Raw genomic sequence first — 18,602 nt, 5'->3', positions numbered from 1 at the left:
GACTCTTCCTAGGGAGTCTAAAGTCTTAGTTATCCCCTGGATATATTGCCTCCACGAAATGCTGTGCTATATGCTCGTTGCAGGCTTCGTTCACATGAATAATGTCTGTAAGCATCTGATCTGCATTGTCCTCATCGATAGTTCCATAATAATTGTCGACAAAAGAGACACCTCTTTCACCGGAAATATCGATCATAAACTGAAGATATGTTGTAAGTTTGCCGTTTCCAAGGTCTACTCTGTCTCCACTTACCATGCCAGTTGAATCATAGCCATAGCACATGGTAAAAGACATACATACGATCCTGATAAATGGATACTTTTCCTGAAGTGCCTTGATTCCTGCGTTAAGCGCTCCTCTGTAGGTAATAGGATTAACGTCGTTATTAGGATCCATACCGATTCTTCCATTTAAGTAGTCCTGGGCATTGTAGTAAATAACAATTGTATCAACCTTGTTAAAATCAAGGCTCTTGAGATTGTTGATTGAAGCCTGATATGTTCCATTATCAAATTTGCCGGCATTCTGCTCCATGAGACTATAGTCCCCGCTTGCAATGCTGTTTGCCACATTTATGAAGCTGAAAGCATCGATTGCATCGCCATCGTAGAAGTTTACGTTCTTATTGGAAACACAAGATGCTGGGAATCCACAATTGATCACAGTTGCGCCAAGTTTCTGTGCCACTTTGTTGCACACTCCGTCATCTCCCTGCATATGAGTGATGGCGTCATTTCCCAGAAACAGTATTGTCTCCTCGTCATCGTACTCATGCCCCTCTCTATTAGCCTCAGGCAAAAGAAATATCTGGTCCAGAACCTCTATCTCCATGCTGCCAGTCTCAGTCTGATCAAGCTCTGCTGTTCCCTGATTCCACTTAACAAGCTTAAATACTGAAAAAGCTATTACCGCAAGGATTATTCCAATTACAACAAAATGAAACCACATTGGTATGTCTGAGAAGCTAAAACTCTTCTTGTCAAAGTTTTCTCTTTTGCCTCTTGTTTCACGTTCATTTCTGTTCATAATGTAAGTCATGGCATCTATGTGCCACAGGCTCCTTTCATGATTTTTTATCCCCAGTCAGTTGATAATAATGTTTCAAAGTCGAACCCATCTATTATAGCACGCATTTTTGAAAGTGCATCTTCCATCTCTTTTGTCGACTTTATCTCATGGTCACCTTTCTTAAAACATTCTACCATATATTTGTTTATCTCCGGTTTATAGTGAGAATAGTCCGCATAGTTATTGAGGTCTGTCACTTCCTCCATGTCCTGGAAGTAGAAAAGATGCACATTATCATAATCTAGCAGCCTGTCAGCCACGTACTGGTACTGCGTTAAGGTTGCTTCAAGTGTATTTTCCTGCATCACGTTGTGCCAATACAAAATGCTATAGGGTGGGAAGAAGAAGTAAAACTCAGTCTCAGGATGGGCCTCTACGTAGGGAAGAATATTGACATCAAGATTCTCCTGCGTTGCTGGTATAAGTGTGTCTGCAGCCATCTCTTCATCCACCTTCTCAGGCTCTTCATATGTGTGCATAACCCACTGAATGTTGTAATATTCCGGAGTCCACCAACTAAAATATATTTCAGAAAGATCTGAACCCTTGCCCTGAACTATAGGCCTGAAAATATACTGAAAAAGGACATCTTTGTTCAGCAGATACTTAACATCATTAAATATATTGTCATCATACAGATACTCAGGCCTTGGATACTTCACAGTGTCTGTATCTGCCGCCATTACAGGTATATCCATTGCAAAGAACACTGCATCCATGCCATTTGTCTTCCTGGACAAGCTGCCTTCGTCATAGATAATTTCCAGAATATTGCTGTCATCCTTGGGATAAGCCCCGCTGTAACTGAGTTTCAAAGTATCAAATCCGCAAATATCCTTGAAATCATCCGTGTCAAAGTTTACAGTCATGGATGACCCTATAATGCAGGCATTGTAGGTCATATTCCGCGCCATTCCCGGGTTCTGGCTCAGCTGATTATCCACAATGTAGGGGAAATCCGCAAGCGGCGCATGGTAGTGGAAGAACGGATCAACATAGGCCACAAGCGCCGCCATTGCACACAGCCCTGCAAGCACCAACGCCAGGAGTAGGGCAAGGAGCCTTGCGTAGTGCTTTGTGCTATTACCTGCATTTTGAATTTTTTTGTTTTCCTGCATCATATCACTCATTTCTTATACTCAAATCTACTTTCTCAGAAATTCATATACAAGAATGTACTTACGCCGCCGAAACTTACAATGCACCACAGCAGTAGAAAAGCCGTAACAAGCGTGGTCCACAGTCCTATCTTGCGCTCCCTTGCCTTCTCCTGTGCATTCTTGCAAAAGAACACCATAACGACAGAGCCCACAAGAAATATCCACAAGCACAGTTCCCATACAAAATCAAGCTTCATAAGAGGTGTGACCTTTATCACATACCACAATTCATCAAGTTGGAATATTGAACTCATGCCAGTTCCAATCTTCCTGATTCCGCCTGCAAACATCTGCCTGAACAATCCAATAGCCTGCCTTGCACTTTCAGCCCTAAAGAAGACCCAGGCTGCAGTAACATAGATAAATGTAAGGCCAGTCCATAAAATATCCTTCTTACTCCCCACTTCACCATGCGCACTCTTGCTCTTTCCAAGTGCCCTTGTCTCCACAAACAAGACACCATGCATAGCTCCCCAGATGATAAAGTTCCAGCCGGTTCCATGCCAGAATCCGCTCAAAAGAAAGACAATCATGAAATTCAGGTACATTCTGCCAGCTCCCCGTCTGTTTCCACCAAGGGGAATATACAAATACTTGGTAAAAAACTTAGTGAGAGTGATGTGCCATCTTTTCCAAAAATCCACAATGCTCACTGCCTTGTATGGCGAATTGAAGTTTAGTGGCAGCTCAAGCCCCATCATCATGCACACGCCACTTGCCATATCACAGTAGCCGCTAAAATCAAAGTACAGCTGGAAGGAATAAAACACCGCAGTCAGCACAGCCTCTATACTTCCAAGGCCCAGAAGATTCTCATACCCATAATCCACAGCCTTCCCAAGGGTATCCGCCATGATCACCTTTTTAAATAGTCCCAGGGAAAAGAGGTAAAGCCCTCGCAGCACCGTCTCTGCATCAAAGCTTTTTTCACATGCCGCTTCAACCTGCTGCCTGTAGTCACCATATCCCATAAGTGGCCCCTGAAGAAGCTTTGGGAAAAAGAGAATGTAAGACAAGTAGTCTAAAAGCCTAAACTCCGCGATTTCGCCTCTTCCCAGATCTACAATATATGAAATCTGATTAAAGGTATAAAAACTGATAGCTATTGGAAGAAAAGCCCCCCACAGCTTAAAGAACAAAAGAAGTACAAGATTAGTAATAACTCCAACAGCCATCCATATATGAACTGGAGCTATCTCTTTTTGCCCAAAATGAAGCCTAACCCTGCTATCTCTCATGAAAGCCATAGGAATTGCAGTACATGCATTAAGACACAGACTTATCAGGATTATGCCAAGATTCTGCATCCCAAAAAGCCCATAAAAGCACAAAGATCCCAGCACAATCCACAAATCTACCAGCATCTGTGCCTTCCCCTTTTTGCGTCCCTCTCTCCTTATCCAGTTAAACCCAATAATAAAAATGGGCAAAAATAAAAGCAAAAACTCATACGAATTAAATGTCATTGTTTTCCAGCACCCTATAATGATCAATACATATTTATTATCTCTACAAAATGCTCAACGCCTGTTTTTAGGTCAAAGGCCTTCTTCCAGCCAATTCTCTCAAGATCTGCTGGATCGAGGATTTGTTTATTTATCGGTGATTGGAGGCTCTTTTCCCTGGAATCTGCCTCTTTCACAGACACGCTGACTCCTGCAGTTTCGGCAATAAGCTCAGCCAGGCCCTTTATTGTTATTTCATTTTCTCTTGAGCAGATGTCAAATACTCGGTTGTGAGATTCAAACTCTTTATCTCTCATGGCACCTAGTTCACCACTTAGCATGGCGCTGACAATTCCGGATGCGGCATCTGCCACGTAATTGTAGGAGCGAAGCTGAGTACCTGCGCTATTAAGGACAATATCTTCGCCGGCTACAGCTTTTTTAGCAAACTGGACATGGGCTCTGTCATCAGAGCCTGTGATTCCAGGGCCGAAGGTATGGCATGGTCGAACAACCACTATATTTATGTGTGAAAGGCACATGGCTTCCGCTGCTGACTTGCTCACAGGATAACAGGAACGAGGGCCTCTCCGGGTCACTTCATTTTGCACAAGCTGCATATATCTCTGAACATGGCTAGATAATCCTGCTACACTTTTACTGTCAGGACCAAGTACTTGATCATCTAGATAGTCATCCCGTAGCGCATCCTCTGAATCGACGCCTGTAATAGACCTCTTCCACTTATCAGCCCAACTTTTTCTATCCTCTTCATCCAGGGAATAAACTTCTCCGGAGGATACATACACAAATTTCTGGCAGCCATGGCTTCTGCCATACTCCAAAAGTCTTGCTGTTCCGCAGATGTTGCCCCTTACTGTCTCATCAGAATGATCTATAAAAGCTGATGGAAAGGCATTTCCAGCCGCATGGATGATGTAATCCACATGCTCATCTGGTAATTTGTCAAAAGAACTATCGTCAAGAATATCAAGACTGCAGAACTTCAAGCAACCAGCACCTGCAAATCTGCTAAATCTTTTTTCAAGTTTTGCCGTATTTCTGCCGCAGGCAATAACATGTATTTCTCCATACTCGCACAGCTCATCAACAATAAAGGAGCCAATGGTTCCACTAGCTCCTGTTACAAGCACGCTCATTCCGCGCAGCTTCTCAATTCCAAGAGTATGCTGTGCCGCAGTGTGCAAATCCTCTATATACAACTTGCTATCGTATATTGTTTTTTCCCTATCCAACTAACTTCCCTCTGTTTTCTCTATGTCAAACTCACCTTGATTTTCTCTTATCTCGATCCAATACGCAGCTGCGTGGCTCCATTTAGTCCACTCACATTGACATGTGTTTCAGCTTACTTAAGCCACTCGCTTCTCTTGCTAACAAGAAGTGCCTTGAAAATATCGATATCTTCAACTGTTGTAAGTTTGATATTCTTCTCAGACCCCTGGGAGAAAAAGACTTCTCTGCCAAGCTCGATCATAAGTGTGCAGGATGCAACTGAAGCTGTGATGCCCTTTTCAAGAGCTTCCCTGTGAAGGTCGCAGATCTGGCCAATCTTAAAGCCCTGTGGAGTCTGAGTTCTCTTTAAGTTATCCCTAGGGTACGATTCGTCAGACTTAACACCATCGGTTGTTGTGAGCATAGCTTCCGCACAGGGAATTGCTGTGATAGCGTTTCCATGCTGCTTGGTCTTCATGATACAGTCAGAAATTATCTCAGCTGAAACCATAGGTCTTATGGCATCGTGGATAAGTACAATGTCATCCTTGTCAAAATGCTTCTCAAGCTCATATACACCATTTCTAATGGAGCTCTGGCCGTTTTCGCCGCCATGAACTATATACTCAAGCTTATCGATATTAAACTGCTTGGCGTAGGCTGACACCATCTGCTCCCAGCCTTCAACGCACACAACAGCTATAGAATCTATCTCCGGATGATTCTGAAAAGCCTCCAGAGTATACACGATTACTGGCTTTTCATTTACAGTCAGAAACTGCTTGGGAATATCCTGATGCATCCTTGCACCTGTTCCACCTGCAATTATAAGAGCTACTGTTTTCATAAAAACCTTCTTTCCGAAATACAAAATTCAAAATTCAAAAAATCTATTCTGCTACTAATTCAATAGACGTTACAATTTAAATCTCAGCCACTGCTCATCACTCCTGGATCACATTGACATGCATTGGCACGCGCTTATCCTCTGGTGGCAGAGACATATAATCCTTGTAAGTCTTTTTAAGCCACTTATCATGATTCTTGGGAATAGGGAACTCTTTTCCCCTGATCATGCCTGTATCTGGCCCATAGATCAAATGCTCCGCGTCAAAGTCAAGTCCCCAGTATCTGGGATCTGGCTGCTCATTAGAAATAAAGAGGTATCTATGACCTCCCTCAACACTTGTACTAATGTCAGCACCAGATTCATTGCCAGCTCCTGCCTGGTCTCGTACAAGCCCCGCAAGACCGCCCTCAGCCTGGATATTCATATATCTATGAGCGATCCACTTAAATGGGATCAGCCTTCCCACACCAGCCAGGACAAAGGCTACCGCCTTCATGATTCCCTTAAACTTACTATAGTCAATAAAAGGCCTGTGGCCCATGGCCAGAGCATACAAGAGCTTTAACCTTGTAAGCTGCCACTTGTGGTTATCTGCCTCCACATCAAACACAAACAGATCCAGTGTAGGATGTGAATATCTGTTATCGTAAAAGTCCTCAGCCCCAAAGGTTGTGCCCTCGTAGGTAAGCGACTGATCTGCAATCTTGGTTATAAAGTCAAAAAATTGTGGATATCTCTCAAATCTGAGAAGTTTAAATCTCTTATCTGCTTCATTCTCATAGACTTCCAGAAACTTCTCATAATCTTTTCTGAGGAAAAGAATATCCACGTCATCATCCCATGGAATAAAGTCCTGATGCCTTACAGCCCCCAGAAATGTGCCTCCATGCAAAAAATACTGAATGCCGTGCTTTTTACAAATTCTGTCCACCTCGCACAACATGTCAAAATCTGACTGGTGAACCCTATCTAAATATTCCTGAATCTTTTTATCCATTGTACTACCTGAATTTCTATATTTCTTTCATTGTGCTGCTATCACCAGACAAACACACTGTCGTAATCCGACTTACATAGTATACGTGATAGCCACTATGCATTCCTCATATCTGTCTCATCCCCCGATGATCTCAGGATCGGCGTAAATATTGTAACCATGCATGCTGGTCACAAGTTCAAAGCCCAGATCAAGCAAATCCCCATCTATCTTTCTATCTTCAGCAAGGATAACATAGCTGCACTTGGTCTCTCTTGTGGCCTCAGCAAGTGCCTTGGCATCAATTACCTCGGGCTTTTCCATAACTTCATAAACATGATTGTAATAACCCCATTGAGTTACCACTATATCACGACCAAAAGGCATAAGTATGTCAGTATCATACTGCCTTACAAAATGCACCAGCTCAGATGGGAAGGCTGCGCGAACCCTAGGCTCTCCATCCTCCGGCGCGATCACATCACAAATATCAATAACCTTCTGTGGAATATGGTATAGATTCTCAGCAACTGTCATATGCCTGCTGGCATACACCAAAGAACCTGTAGACGCAATAATAGCAAGCGCCGCAACGAAGGCAATCCTCTGATACATACTCTTTTTCAGGGAAAAGATAAATCTGCAGGCGGCAAAACCAATGACCACATACATTGGGATAAGCCACATAATCCTGTAATAAGTATCACTTCCATCGTCAAAAACCGCCACATACAAAATCTTTGTAACAGGGAAAAGAAATCCCAAAAGTATCAAAAGCGGCACTATCCCGAGCATTATTTTCTTTTTTAAGCTCTTTTCACATATGACCAGGTAAATAGCCGATGCCAGGAACATAAGAAGAATCGCCCCGTTCCCGCCATAGAGCTTTAAGGCTACCCAGCACTCCATGAATATTCCGTACATAATGTCCTCACTAAACTAATCTGCTTATCTATATTCACGTTAATAAATTACGATTATCTATGCGATCACCTATTGATCAACATCCAATATATCAATACATATATCATGTTGGGGATCACGCAGCATATAGCGCCTAAGATAACGCGCAAATTTCTCTCAAATAAAAGAAGTACCAGCGTAAAGAGAGCGCACAAACCACTTCCAAAGAAAACGCCCAGTGAAGTACATACTCCTGAGAGCATATTTATAAGTGCCAGGAAAATCCAAGGCGAAATCCGATAAATAAGCTTCGCTTCCCTATATTCCTCGTAGGACTCTGTCGCCATAGCGCTTTTTCCACCAAAGATGGATCTTCTTTTGCTATCTTCCAGCATCCAGAGAAAAACCCAGAAGATCAGTGGAAATACGAGGTTACAAACAATTGTCTTGCCCTGCCAGGTCCTGGTCAAAAAGAAAGTGGCAGGTGTGTAGATTGACACATTTCCAAATAACATAAGGAATGAAACAATGATCATAAATACCGGAATAATTTCCTGTCTTCTTCTAAAAAGAATCCTTGCAATCTCAACATAAACCAGATAAACAAAGGGAATAACAAGAACCGGGATTACTGAGTGTGAAACAATAGTCGTATGTATTCCACTAACTCTTCCTATAAAAGCTGTCCACATAGTGATAACAGCCAGTGCATGTCTGACATCATAAGATGTTGACATTCCAGTGTATGGCAAAATGGTATTCATGACATCTGCCTGCTGTGCCAAGAGCGATTCTACAACATAATAGGCGTCATCCCCATCAAAGCTTGCAAACACCACAGATAGCACCATCTGAAGGAGAACAAGCGCAAAGAAAATTCCCCAGTAAATCCTGCTCTCCAGAGAGTAATTTATTTTGAGCATCCTGGGGTCAGACCTTGGGCTTAATAGCTCATGGGCAGACGCATGTGTCTCTCCCGGGAAAAGAGATAGCATAGACATGCCATTTCTCTTTAGCTGGAGAATTAGTCTCACAAGCCCTGCGCCTGCCAGCAAAAGCGTTGCAACCAGATAGTACTTCGTACAATAAGAAAAAGCATTGTAGACATAATGAAGCATACATGGTATAGCGATAACTTCAAACACCGCAAAATATACCACGTAGCCAAGAATCATAGTAATGCCCACTGTCCTTCTGACAATCGGAAGCATGCCATTTACAAGGACGCCAATCAAAAATGGAACTACAAGCAAAAAGAAAATTAGTTTTATTACTGACCAAGCAACTATAATCAAGCCAACATCCACCTTTTTTCACACTTATTTATATTCTCAGTCCTTGTCAGTGTTGAGCACGAGATTCAAGTGCTCCTGCAGGATGCTGATACCTGTGAGATTCTCACCACCTCTAGGGATGATGATATCCGCATACTTCTTAGAAGGCTCAACAAACTGCTCATGCATAGGCTTAACAGTTTCAGCATACTGAGTAAGGATTGAGTCAATAGAACGAGCTCTCTCAACCATATCACGGCGGATTCTTCTCATGAGTCTCTCATCCGCATCTGTTTCAACAAAGACCTTGATATCCATAAGGTCTCTAAGTTCCTTATTTTCCAGGATAAGGATACCCTCTACAATAATTACCTTTTTAGGCACAACATGCACTGTGGCATCTGATCTGTTGTGAACAGTGTAATCATAAACAGGCATATCTATTTCCTGATTATTCTTAAGTTTTTTTACATCCGCGATCATAAGATCTGTATCAAAAGATTCAGGGTGATCGTAGTTAAGGCGTGATCTGTCCTCATAGGAAAGATCATCATGTGCCTTGTAATATGAATCATGGTTGATAACTACAATGTCATCACCAAATTTCTCCTTGATCCTGCGCACAATAGTAGTCTTGCCTGAAGCTGTTCCTCCTGCAATTCCTACTATACAAACTTTATTAGACATAAAATTTCTCCTTTAACTATTTATACATGACACTTTTATCACATGATATACGAATACACCTATATCATTATACCAAAAGTTGATTAAAAGTTGATTCTCTTTTCCTCAACTACAAGCGGTCTTCCGATGACACGAGTATTGATATTCAGGATATACTCACCCATAAGCCCGATGAAAAAGAGCTGTATAGCACCGATCAGGAACATACCAATGATCATTGGAGCGTAGCCCGCATGGAAACTGTACCAGTGAGTAAGCTTAAGTACTAGATATACAAAGGCAACGATAATATCAATAAGTGCACATACAAAGCCTGCGATAGTGCACAGACGAAGTCCTACCTTGGTGTAGGAGGTGATGCTCAGCATAGCTGCGTCATAAAGTGTGTAAAAATTATTGTGAGTCTTGCCGGCACGGCGCTGTGGCTGTTCGTACTCAACAGTTGTCATGTTGAAGCCCTCGCCATACTCAGCAACAATACCTCTTATGAAAGGCACAGGATCATTGAGCTTTCTAAGAAGCTGGATAAAGGTCTTGTCATAAAGCCCAAAGCCTGTAAAATGCTCAATCATGCGGACATTACTCATGTTCTTTATCATCTTGTAATACATTGTTCTAAGGAAATAGATAAATCCGTTTTCCTTACTTGATGACTTTATACCGCTGACAATCTTATGTCCTTGCTCCCACTTTTCCACAAATACAGGAATAAGCTCCACAGGATCCTGGAAATCTGCGCAGATAGGAATAACGCAGTCACCATCAAGGCTGCACATTCCGTGAAAGGGTGAATTGAACTGACCAAAATTTGTGACATTAAAAATAGCCTTTATCTTGGGATTGCCAGCACAGATGGACTCTATCTTATCTCTTGTGCCATCTGTTGATGCATTATCAATAAAGACAATCTCGTAGTCGTAACGAGACAACTTTTCCTTAAGTACTGTTTCTACTGCTGTAGAGATTCCCTCTACATTTTCCACCTCGTTAAAGCATGGAATCAAGATACTGATTTTCTTCATAAAACTCCTTACAAGCGGCCAAATTCATGGCCAATACTACTATAAATAAAATGCGGCGCAGAATAAAAACACCGCCCCGCATTATACCCCTATTTGAAATTTTAGTCTACTTCTACTTCATCCTCTGCCTCTGAAACGCCCTTTTCATCAGCTTCGTGGTACTCTTTCTCCGTATTGACATTCCAGATGTTAGAACGGTCAGTTTCTCCACTGATGATATTCTTGACAGTCTCAAAGGATGTGCACATTGAATGGTCAATATTATTATATCTGTGCTGTCCGTTACGTCCTACGCAGTACAGATTGTCGATAGTGTTGAGATACTCAACAAGCTTATCCATCTCTTCATAAGTATCAAAGTAAGCTGGATATGCCTTCTTGACACGTTCCATGTGGTAGTCCATAACTTCTGAAGCATCGCTGATAAGGTTAAGAGTAACCATCTCATCGATAGCCATCTTGGCAAACTCATCCTCAGTCATGTTCCACATGTTATCGCCTTCAAAGCAGAAATACTCAAGGCCAACCCATACGGTATGCTCAAGATCTTTTACCAGATAAGGAGACCAGTTGTTGTAAATCTGGAATCTGCCCATCTTAACAGTTCTATCCTGAACATAAACCCAGTTATCAGGAACGATATTGCCAATAGTCTTGATCTTGGTCTTGTTCTCAAGGTTGAGCTTAGGAACAAGGACACCAAGAGTCATGTAGTCACGATAAGGAAGGCCTGCTGCAATCCTTGCTGGCTCTGCAGGAACATCATTCATTCCAGCTACCAGATCCTTGACAGGCATTGAGCTAATTACTACATCGCCGTCTATATCTATCTCCTTACCATCCTGAAGATAGGAAACACCTACGATATGGTTGCCCTTCTTGCGGATCTTAACAACCTTGGCATTCATGATAATTGTTCCGCCAAGCCTCTTGATTTCTTCTGCAGTAACATCCCAGAGCTGACCAGGGCCAAGCTTAGGATAGCTAAACTCCTCGATAAGAGAAGTCTCTACCTTGCCACCAGTCTTACCAGTCTTCTTGCGGAAGGCATTTCTCAAAACCTCTAAAATAGAAACGCCCTTAACTCGCTGAGCTCCCCAGGAAGGATCAATCTCAGATGGGTGTCTGCCCCAAAGATTCTCTGTATAATACTCAAAGAACATGGAATAAAGCTTCTTGCCAAATCTGTTGACATAGAAATCTTCCAAAGACTTCTCCTGTCTCTTGAAGATCATGGCTCCAATGTAAGAAAAGCCGCAGGCAATGGTCTTTAAAAGGCCCATGTTCTTGAAGGTCTCAACCTTAAGTGAAATAGGGTAATCATAGAACTTACGATCAAAAAAGATTCTGGAAACCCTGTTACGACGAAGCATAACTCTGTCTTCTTTCTCAGGATCAGGTCCACCCTCAGCAAGCTCCATATGCTTGTCAAGAACAATATCATCATATGAAGGATGTCCCTGAGTTGGGAGCATATTCTGCCACCACTCATTAACCTCAGGTACCTTGGAAAAGAACCTGTGGCCACCCATATCCATACGGTTTCCTTTATAATTAACAGTTCTGGAAATACCTCCAAACTGCTGTGTCTCTTCAAATACAATAACCTGATAATCCTGTGACTTAGTCAAAAGCTCATAGGCCGCTGTAAGGCCCGCAGGTCCAGCTCCGATTATCAATGCCTTCTTCATACGCACTCCCTCTAAACTTCAGTATTCTAGCGTTAGTTTCCAGAAAAGCGCAAACCTCTCCTAATATAAAAACCAACATATGTAGTATACATTACGCGCTTTTATACTTCAACATTTGAGGAAAATTTATTATTCAGCGTACTTCTAATTACCAAATAATAAATATTTTTTCACCGCAATCTATATTTTTGTGGTTAACGAAATATCGTAAATTCTTTAAGATTTTCTTAATCTTGTTCCCAAAATCTTCACAGCATGCTTTTTAGTGATAAAATGGCTATTGGAGTATTTAAAAGAGAGGTTAAAAGATATGAAGAAGAAATTCGCTGTACTTACAGCACTTACACTTTCATTCTCAATGGTACTTTCTGGATGTTCACTTGGAAAAGATGATTCCAAGGAAGCCACAGAATATATCAATGACGAAAATGTTGATGCATCAGATGATGCCAGTCAGGAAATTTCCAGTAACATTATAGTTGCTGACAGTTTAGAAGAGCCAGATTACAATGATCCTACAGCTGGTGCCAGTGTAGAAGTTGCTGAAACTCCTCAGGAAGAAAACCCTGTTGACGACAACCTTGTAATGGTATTCTTTGGAGACAGCCAGATGGCTAATGGCCGAGGCGATGGAACTGATATCCCGACACTTGTTGGCCAGAGAGTTCCAAATGCCACAGTATACAATCTTGGAATTGGCGGAACAACCGCTGCATTTAAAAGAACATCTGCAGGTTACCTTGACTATGAAAACTGGACAGATAACTGTTTCCTAGGAATGACATATTGTCTGTCTGGCCAGGTAGACAGAAACAAAGTTCTGGCCGAGAGCTTTCCTGATGTTCTTAATACAATGAACCAGATTGATCCATCTCAGGTAGATTATTATTTTATTGAATATGGTTTCAACGACTTCATGATGAAAACTCCATTAGACATTAATGATTCAGAAGGCCACCCAACAGACCTCCCTCAGGAATATACCTTCTACGGATCACTTTCCTACGGTATAAATGTCCTAAAAAAAATCAGCCCTCAGGCCAAAATTGTTATGATGTACCCATTTTATGGAATCTACAAGGACGGCAATGGCGCATATCTAGGAGATAGCTTTATTGTAAGTAATGGTGTTGGCACACTTTCTGATTACGCTGATAAGATGGGAAACGTTGCTGAGGATCAGGGAACCTTTATTTTTGATGGAATGTACCACACAAAGTGTGATCTCTACGTAGATACTCAGGAGCAGTACCTGCAGGATACAGTCCACTTAACAGAGACTGGCCGTAGGATCATGGCAAGACTTATCGCTCACATTCCTAATGGTGTAGAGGGTTACGAGCCCACAGCTTACAGAGACGGTGACTTCATCAAGATTGCAGAGTTCAATCCGGATGAGACTTACCGCATGGATCCTGCAACTCTCAAGGAACACTTCTCCGACCAGTACGACAAGTACATTAATGGTGACTACATCCTCGCTCAACCACAGTGATGAGCGCCGCAAATTTACGGCTATAATGATAAAGAAGGTCTGGTGACACTTACGCACGAAGCACAGTTGCTTTAGCCATTTTTATCATCTCATACCGATGCGCATCCTCGTAGCGTTTAATATCTTAAGAAATCCAGAGAAATTTACTATGATAATGCTAACACATAAAAGTTCAGGCATTCAAAGGGCCAGGCCGCGTTAGTAGAGTAAGAATGCACAATATTTTGTGACGTTCCAAACCGCGGAATCGAGCCCAAAGCATAAGTCTCAAGTGCCTTTGCACGCAGAGACTTATGCTTTGGGCTCGATGAAGTGCTTGGTTTGGCGGAACAAAAATTGTGTATCTTACGAAACTAACGTGGCCTGGCCCTTACTTCCTGAAAAACTAATCAAGCTTACTAATACCTATGACTGCAGTTGCTATGAGGCGGATGAAGTTCACTGCGACAAGTCCAATGGCCATGCCGAAGAGGCCCTGGATAAATGTTAGTGGAACAACAATTGCCGCAAAGGCTACGATGTAGATCACATTGATCACAAGCTGCATCTTCTCTTTTGTAAAACTCATGATTATGACCATAAGAGATCCCGAGATGAAATACAGTATCTGACCGAGGTTTGCCAGAAAGAAATAATCCTGCGCCTCCTCAAATACATCTGGATACATGATCTTTACAAACACCATTGAAACCACAGTGCACACAAAGGCTCCAATTATAGACAATACAGCCATTGCAACACCGATAAGTCCAAATTTCTTTTTATCAAGCTTTATCTTGTAGTTAGTAAAATAGCTGATGATTATGCCATTAAGCGGTGTTGTAAGCATAGCCACAATCTTACCTATAAGGCTTGCTGTATAGAACACTGTCACTTCTCTGGCGCCAACAGCAAGTCGTAGAAGTAACCTGTCTGAATTCAGGATAAGCGCACCAATAATGTTACTTGCTGATATTATCCAGGCTGACTTAAGATTATCCTTATAGCTTGCAGATAGCTTTGTAAAGGGGGCTCTGAAAATCTTTCCCCTAACTACTGTATATGCAATGCCGAACACTTCTCCCACAAGAAGCGTGATTGCCCAGCTTCCTGTGTATGGAAGGAGCAATAAGCCAATCAGGTAGCCTACAGATACAGAAGTAAAGAACAAAAAGTAATCCACAAATCTTATTGTCATTCTGTACTCAACATCTGCGTAATATCTAAACACTGTCACTATCATCAGGATCAGCATCTGGATATAGCTTGCAAACGTTAGCTCTTTTAACATAAAAAGAGAAATGAAGGTCACAAGAAATGACGCTCCGGCGATCATAGATAAAAACAAGTTGTAGTCGCCGTTTTCATGAGTTCTCTCCTTGGCTGCCACCATTCGTGAATAGCTGGCTGCAGTGCCAAAGCCCGATCCCATGATTGATACAAATGAAATCAAATAAAGAACGGTGCCAAAAGCCTCCGCTCCAATCCTGGCATTGAGGCCAGGATTGATCACAAGCTGTAGGACACCGTTGTAAATTACTAGTGCAAGTACACTAAATATAAAATCTCTGGAAGCGCCCAGTACCAGGCTCTTCTTCCCAGTATTACCCATTATAATCATTCTCCTTGTGTCTCTGGAGCATGTTAAGCTGCATTTCAAACTGTCTCCTGTCGCCTATAGCCATAGTTGACAATATAACGCCGGCAAAGAAGCTCTGCACTGCAGACAACATGATAAAGCAACATACGATAAGCGTAGGGAACCTTGGTACAAGGTGCGTAGCCCAGTATTCCTGCAGGATTGGAACAAAGAAAATAACAGAAATAAGTGCCAGAAGCGCTGCTATAAGTGTAAAGAAGCCAAAAGGTTTGTAGCTTCTATATAGTCTCATGATAGTTCTTAAAACCTTGAAACCGTCAGAGTAGGTGTTGAGCTTACTAACCGATCCTTCTGGACGATCTCTGTAATCAATAACAACATTATCAATCTGCATGTTGTTATATACAGCGTGAATAGTCATCTCAGTCTCAATCTCAAAACCCTTGGACAGTACAGGGAATGTCTTAACGAACTCATAGCTGAAAGCTCTAAAGCCTGTCATGATATCTCTGATATTGCAATCAAAGAGTTTGTTGATACTGCCTCTTACAAGGTTATTTCCAAAGTTGTGGAAAGGTCTCTTATTCTCCTGATAATAAGTTGATGAAAGTCTGTCTCCAACAACCATATCTGAATTGTGGTTAAGAACTTTATCCACCATCTCAGGAGCTGCATCCATAGGATATGTATCATCTCCATCAACCATGACATAAACCAGGGCATCGATCTCGCGGAACATGCGTCTTATTACATTTCCCTTACCCTGCATATATTCATTTCTAACAATAGCTCCAGCCTCTGCAGCAATTTCAGCTGTTCTGTCCTTGGAATTATTGTTATAAACATAAATAGTTGCATCAGGAAGAGCCGCCTTAGCGTCGCGAACAACCTTCCCAATAGTTTTTTCCTCATTGTAACAAGGAATAAGAACTGCAATTTTGTCCATTAAATCACCCTCATTTTGTATTTATGATATACGGATTGCTCCGCTTCACTCTCGTCATCCTATATCATTTGATGTTATCATCTTCATTATTCTTATTACCAATCTTCATTCGCTCATGTCCACCAAGCTTATTGGCAGCGTCCTGATCGCCGCGAAGAATAGCATTTACAATCTGCATTCTAAATCCGGCATCGATGAAGTCACAATGCTTACAGAATGGATAATTCTGACGGCCTGCTGCTATATCACGTCTAACCTTCTGGAATCTCTCACTGCCCCAGGCCTCTTTAAGAGTCATCTTTGTTAGGTCGCCAAAATCAGTCTTCTCGAAGTTATCACAGCAGCACAAGCCCATCTTGCCATTTGGCATAATCCACATATCTGTAAATGGTAAAAGACATGTCTCTTTAATTACCTTTTCTGTAGCCTGCTTGTTTGGCGCGCTTCCTGCTCTATTTGTAAGAACCTCCTGAAGGTATCTCATCTGGATCTGGATATCAAGATCCTTAAACTCCTCAGGATTAGCCTTAACATAGTCATAAAGCTCCTGAATGTTCTTGTGGAGCTTCATCTCCATTGAATAGTTATTGATAATAAGCTGATTGATGTATGGTGCTACCTCTTTTACCTTATCAATTGTAAGGATAAGGCCGTTAGTAGACATAAAGATAAAGCTGTCAGGAAGCTTCTCCCTGGCATACTTGTGTCTTTCTACAATCTTGGTATCAAGAAGAGGCTCGTTGTTACCATAAAGTGTAAGGTGTCCCTTGTAACCCCAGTCCGCAAGCTGATCGATTATGCTCTTGTAAAGATCGTCATCAATCTTCATAAGAGGTCTGCACTCAGCATGTACATTGGCGGTACAGAAAGAACAGGTTGAGTTACATCTGTTGATAGTCTCGATATTTACAACATTGGGCATTGGAACTTCCTTGGAATTAAGGAAGTAGTCGCAATACGCCTTCTGTGATTTACTTCTTGTAATAAACTGAAGTTTGAGGTAAGCATCACTTGCAAGGGTTGGAAAATGCTTTCTTGCAAACCAACCAAATTTTCCCATAAAACTGTTAACTCTAATTGGCATTTCTAAAATTCTCCCAAATTAGTTATTGTAATATTGCTTGTACCACTTGGCAAAAGACCTAAGTCCTTCCCTAAGCGGTGTAGAAGGCTTAAATCCAAAGTCTTCCTGAAGTGGAGTCACATCGGCATAAGTTACTTCTACATCTCCAGGCTGCATTGGAACAAGTTCCTTGTGAGCCTCAAAATCATAGTCCTGTGGAAGAACACCAGCGCTTATAAGTTCCTGCTGGAGGATATCCACAAAATCAAGAAGGTTTACAGGATCATTGTTACCAATATTATAAACCTTATATCTTACACCGTTCTCATTTTCAGAAGGAGCAGTTCCCATCACATTGATGACGCCTTCAACAATATCTGTAACGAAGGTGAAATCTCTTTTACAATTGCCATAGTTAAAGATCTTGATAGTCTCGCCCTTAACGAGCTTGTTTGTAAATCCAAAGTAGGCCATATCTGGTCTTCCTGCTGGTCCATATACTGTAAAGAAACGAAGGCCTGTGCTAGGAATTCCATAGAGCTTAGAATAGGAATGTGCCAGAAGTTCATTGGACTTCTTGGTAGCAGCATAAAGAGATACCGGATTATCAACCTTGTCGTCTGTGCTATATGGAATCTTCTTGTTAGAGCCGTAAACGCTTGAACTAGAAGCATAAACAAGATGCTCAACGCCGCGATAGTCAGCATTATCTGCATCTATCCCATCATAGGAATGACGGCAGGCCTCCAAAATATTGTAAAAGCCAATAATATTTGACTCAATATAGGCATCAGGATTCTCTATTGAATAGCGAACTCCCGCCTGGGCCGCAAGGTTAACAACAACCTCAGGTTTAAACTCGGCAAAAGCCTTGTCCACAAAAGATTTGTCTGCAATGCTGCCCTTGTAGAATACAAAATCTGAAGAACCGATAGTCTCGCAAACTCCGTACTCTCCAGCCTGTCCATTGTTCTTAACAAGCTCTGCAATGGCCTTGAGTCTATCCTTCTTGATACCAACATCATAATAATCATTCATGTTGTCGATACCAAGAATCCTGATATCTTTATATCTTTTTACAAGTTCCATGCACAGATTAGCACCGATAAAGCCTGCGGCTCCTGTGACAAGAACTCTTTTACCATTTAAATCAATATTCTTATCTAACATTTCAAATTCCTATTATCTGCAATCAGCAGAAACGCA

At 41.8% G+C, this 18,602-nt stretch carries 16 protein-coding genes; 1 reads left to right on the top strand and 15 read right to left on the bottom strand.

Features of this window, described 5'->3' with window-relative positions:
- Positions 1-25 precede the first annotated feature (25 nt).
- From G631_RS0106300 to G631_RS0106240, 11 genes are all read right to left on the bottom strand, one after another.
- On the bottom strand, positions 26-1,027 hold the full coding sequence (locus tag G631_RS0106300) for a hypothetical protein (protein WP_026488728.1): 1,002 nt from the start codon (positions 1,025-1,027) through the stop codon (positions 26-28).
- A gap of 47 nt (positions 1,028-1,074) precedes the next feature.
- Positions 1,075-2,199 carry a hypothetical protein gene (locus G631_RS0106295; RefSeq protein WP_026488727.1) on the bottom strand — a complete coding sequence of 375 codons (1,125 nt, stop codon included), beginning with the start codon at positions 2,197-2,199 and terminating at the stop codon, positions 1,075-1,077.
- A gap of 23 nt (positions 2,200-2,222) precedes the next feature.
- Positions 2,223-3,593 carry an MBOAT family O-acyltransferase gene (locus tag G631_RS0106290; protein WP_051196935.1) on the bottom strand — a complete coding sequence of 457 codons (1,371 nt, stop codon included), beginning with the start codon at positions 3,591-3,593 and terminating at the stop codon, positions 2,223-2,225.
- Positions 3,594-3,718: 125 nt separating this feature from the next.
- Entirely contained in the window at positions 3,719-4,930 is a 1,212-nt protein-coding gene (locus G631_RS0106285) for an NAD-dependent epimerase/dehydratase family protein (RefSeq protein WP_026488725.1), read from the bottom strand.
- 113 nt (positions 4,931-5,043) lie between these two features.
- Positions 5,044-5,757: an IspD/TarI family cytidylyltransferase gene (locus G631_RS0106280; RefSeq protein ID WP_026488724.1), complete on the bottom strand. Its 714-nt coding sequence runs from the start codon at positions 5,755-5,757 to the stop codon at positions 5,044-5,046.
- A gap of 97 nt (positions 5,758-5,854) precedes the next feature.
- Positions 5,855-6,757 (bottom strand): LicD family protein, encoded by a 903-nt coding sequence (locus tag G631_RS20055; RefSeq protein WP_051196933.1) that lies wholly within the window; start codon positions 6,755-6,757, stop codon positions 5,855-5,857.
- Positions 6,758-6,874: 117 nt separating this feature from the next.
- Positions 6,875-7,660 carry a hypothetical protein gene (locus G631_RS0106260; protein WP_026488723.1) on the bottom strand — a complete coding sequence of 262 codons (786 nt, stop codon included), beginning with the start codon at positions 7,658-7,660 and terminating at the stop codon, positions 6,875-6,877.
- Between the two features lie 65 nt (positions 7,661-7,725).
- Entirely contained in the window at positions 7,726-8,934 is a 1,209-nt protein-coding gene (locus G631_RS0106255) for a DUF6077 domain-containing protein (protein ID WP_026488722.1), read from the bottom strand.
- Between the two features lie 36 nt (positions 8,935-8,970).
- Positions 8,971-9,600 (bottom strand): uridine kinase, encoded by a 630-nt coding sequence (udk, locus tag G631_RS0106250; RefSeq protein WP_026488721.1) that lies wholly within the window; start codon positions 9,598-9,600, stop codon positions 8,971-8,973.
- A gap of 83 nt (positions 9,601-9,683) precedes the next feature.
- A complete protein-coding gene (locus G631_RS0106245) occupies positions 9,684-10,622 on the bottom strand; it encodes a glycosyltransferase family 2 protein (protein ID WP_026488720.1) in 939 nt (312 codons plus the stop codon).
- A 101-nt stretch (positions 10,623-10,723) separates the two neighbouring features.
- On the bottom strand, positions 10,724-12,313 hold the full coding sequence (locus G631_RS0106240) for an NAD(P)/FAD-dependent oxidoreductase (RefSeq protein WP_026488719.1): 1,590 nt from the start codon (positions 12,311-12,313) through the stop codon (positions 10,724-10,726).
- A 310-nt stretch (positions 12,314-12,623) separates the two neighbouring features.
- Between G631_RS0106240 and G631_RS0106235 the strand changes: the two genes are divergently transcribed.
- Positions 12,624-13,808 carry an SGNH/GDSL hydrolase family protein gene (locus tag G631_RS0106235; protein WP_026488718.1) on the top strand — a complete coding sequence of 395 codons (1,185 nt, stop codon included), beginning with the start codon at positions 12,624-12,626 and terminating at the stop codon, positions 13,806-13,808.
- 385 nt (positions 13,809-14,193) lie between these two features.
- Here G631_RS0106235 and G631_RS0106230 read toward each other — a convergent pair whose 3' ends face one another.
- The 4 genes from G631_RS0106230 to G631_RS0106215 all read right to left on the bottom strand — a co-directional run bounded on the left by G631_RS0106230 (position 14,194) and on the right by G631_RS0106215 (position 18,566).
- A complete protein-coding gene (locus G631_RS0106230) occupies positions 14,194-15,399 on the bottom strand; it encodes a lipopolysaccharide biosynthesis protein (RefSeq protein WP_026488717.1) in 1,206 nt (401 codons plus the stop codon).
- Positions 15,392-16,333, bottom strand: coding sequence for a glycosyltransferase family 2 protein (locus G631_RS0106225; protein ID WP_026488716.1), 942 nt, complete (start codon positions 16,331-16,333; stop codon positions 15,392-15,394). Before G631_RS0106225 ends, G631_RS0106230 begins: the two co-directional genes overlap by 8 nt.
- A gap of 64 nt (positions 16,334-16,397) precedes the next feature.
- On the bottom strand, positions 16,398-17,417 hold the full coding sequence (locus G631_RS0106220) for a radical SAM/SPASM domain-containing protein (protein ID WP_026488715.1): 1,020 nt from the start codon (positions 17,415-17,417) through the stop codon (positions 16,398-16,400).
- 18 nt (positions 17,418-17,435) lie between these two features.
- On the bottom strand, positions 17,436-18,566 hold the full coding sequence (locus tag G631_RS0106215; protein ID WP_026488714.1) for an NAD-dependent epimerase/dehydratase family protein: 1,131 nt from the start codon (positions 18,564-18,566) through the stop codon (positions 17,436-17,438).
- Positions 18,567-18,602: the final 36 nt, after the last annotated feature.

The sequence above is a fragment of the Butyrivibrio sp. XBB1001 genome (genome assembly GCF_000424505.1).
Taxonomy (GTDB): domain Bacteria; phylum Bacillota; class Clostridia; order Lachnospirales; family Lachnospiraceae; genus Butyrivibrio.
This window is presented reverse-complemented; position numbering and strand designations above follow the sequence as displayed.

What these genes read in the sequence shown, in the direction of transcription:
- G631_RS0106300 (WP_026488728.1), bottom strand. Translation starts at nt 1,027, where the DNA reads ATGAACAGAAATGAACGTGAAACAAGAGGCAAAAGAGAAAACTTTGAC.
- G631_RS0106295 (WP_026488727.1), bottom strand. Translation starts at nt 2,199, where the DNA reads ATGAGTGATATGATGCAGGAAAACAAAAAAATTCAAAATGCAGGTAAT.
- G631_RS0106290 (WP_051196935.1), bottom strand. Translation starts at nt 3,593, where the DNA reads ATGCTGGTAGATTTGTGGATTGTGCTGGGATCTTTGTGCTTTTATGGG.
- G631_RS0106280 (WP_026488724.1), bottom strand. Translation starts at nt 5,757, where the DNA reads ATGAAAACAGTAGCTCTTATAATTGCAGGTGGAACAGGTGCAAGGATG.
- G631_RS20055 (WP_051196933.1), bottom strand. Translation starts at nt 6,757, where the DNA reads ATGGATAAAAAGATTCAGGAATATTTAGATAGGGTTCACCAGTCAGAT.
- G631_RS0106260 (WP_026488723.1), bottom strand. Translation starts at nt 7,660, where the DNA reads ATGTACGGAATATTCATGGAGTGCTGGGTAGCCTTAAAGCTCTATGGC.
- udk (WP_026488721.1), bottom strand. Translation starts at nt 9,600, where the DNA reads ATGTCTAATAAAGTTTGTATAGTAGGAATTGCAGGAGGAACAGCTTCA.
- G631_RS0106245 (WP_026488720.1), bottom strand. Translation starts at nt 10,622, where the DNA reads ATGAAGAAAATCAGTATCTTGATTCCATGCTTTAACGAGGTGGAAAAT.
- G631_RS0106240 (WP_026488719.1), bottom strand. Translation starts at nt 12,313, where the DNA reads ATGAAGAAGGCATTGATAATCGGAGCTGGACCTGCGGGCCTTACAGCG.
- G631_RS0106235 (WP_026488718.1), top strand. Translation starts at nt 12,624, where the DNA reads ATGAAGAAGAAATTCGCTGTACTTACAGCACTTACACTTTCATTCTCA.
- G631_RS0106230 (WP_026488717.1), bottom strand. Translation starts at nt 15,399, where the DNA reads ATGGGTAATACTGGGAAGAAGAGCCTGGTACTGGGCGCTTCCAGAGAT.
- G631_RS0106225 (WP_026488716.1), bottom strand. Translation starts at nt 16,333, where the DNA reads ATGGACAAAATTGCAGTTCTTATTCCTTGTTACAATGAGGAAAAAACT.
- G631_RS0106220 (WP_026488715.1), bottom strand. Translation starts at nt 17,417, where the DNA reads ATGCCAATTAGAGTTAACAGTTTTATGGGAAAATTTGGTTGGTTTGCA.
- G631_RS0106215 (WP_026488714.1), bottom strand. Translation starts at nt 18,566, where the DNA reads ATGTTAGATAAGAATATTGATTTAAATGGTAAAAGAGTTCTTGTCACA.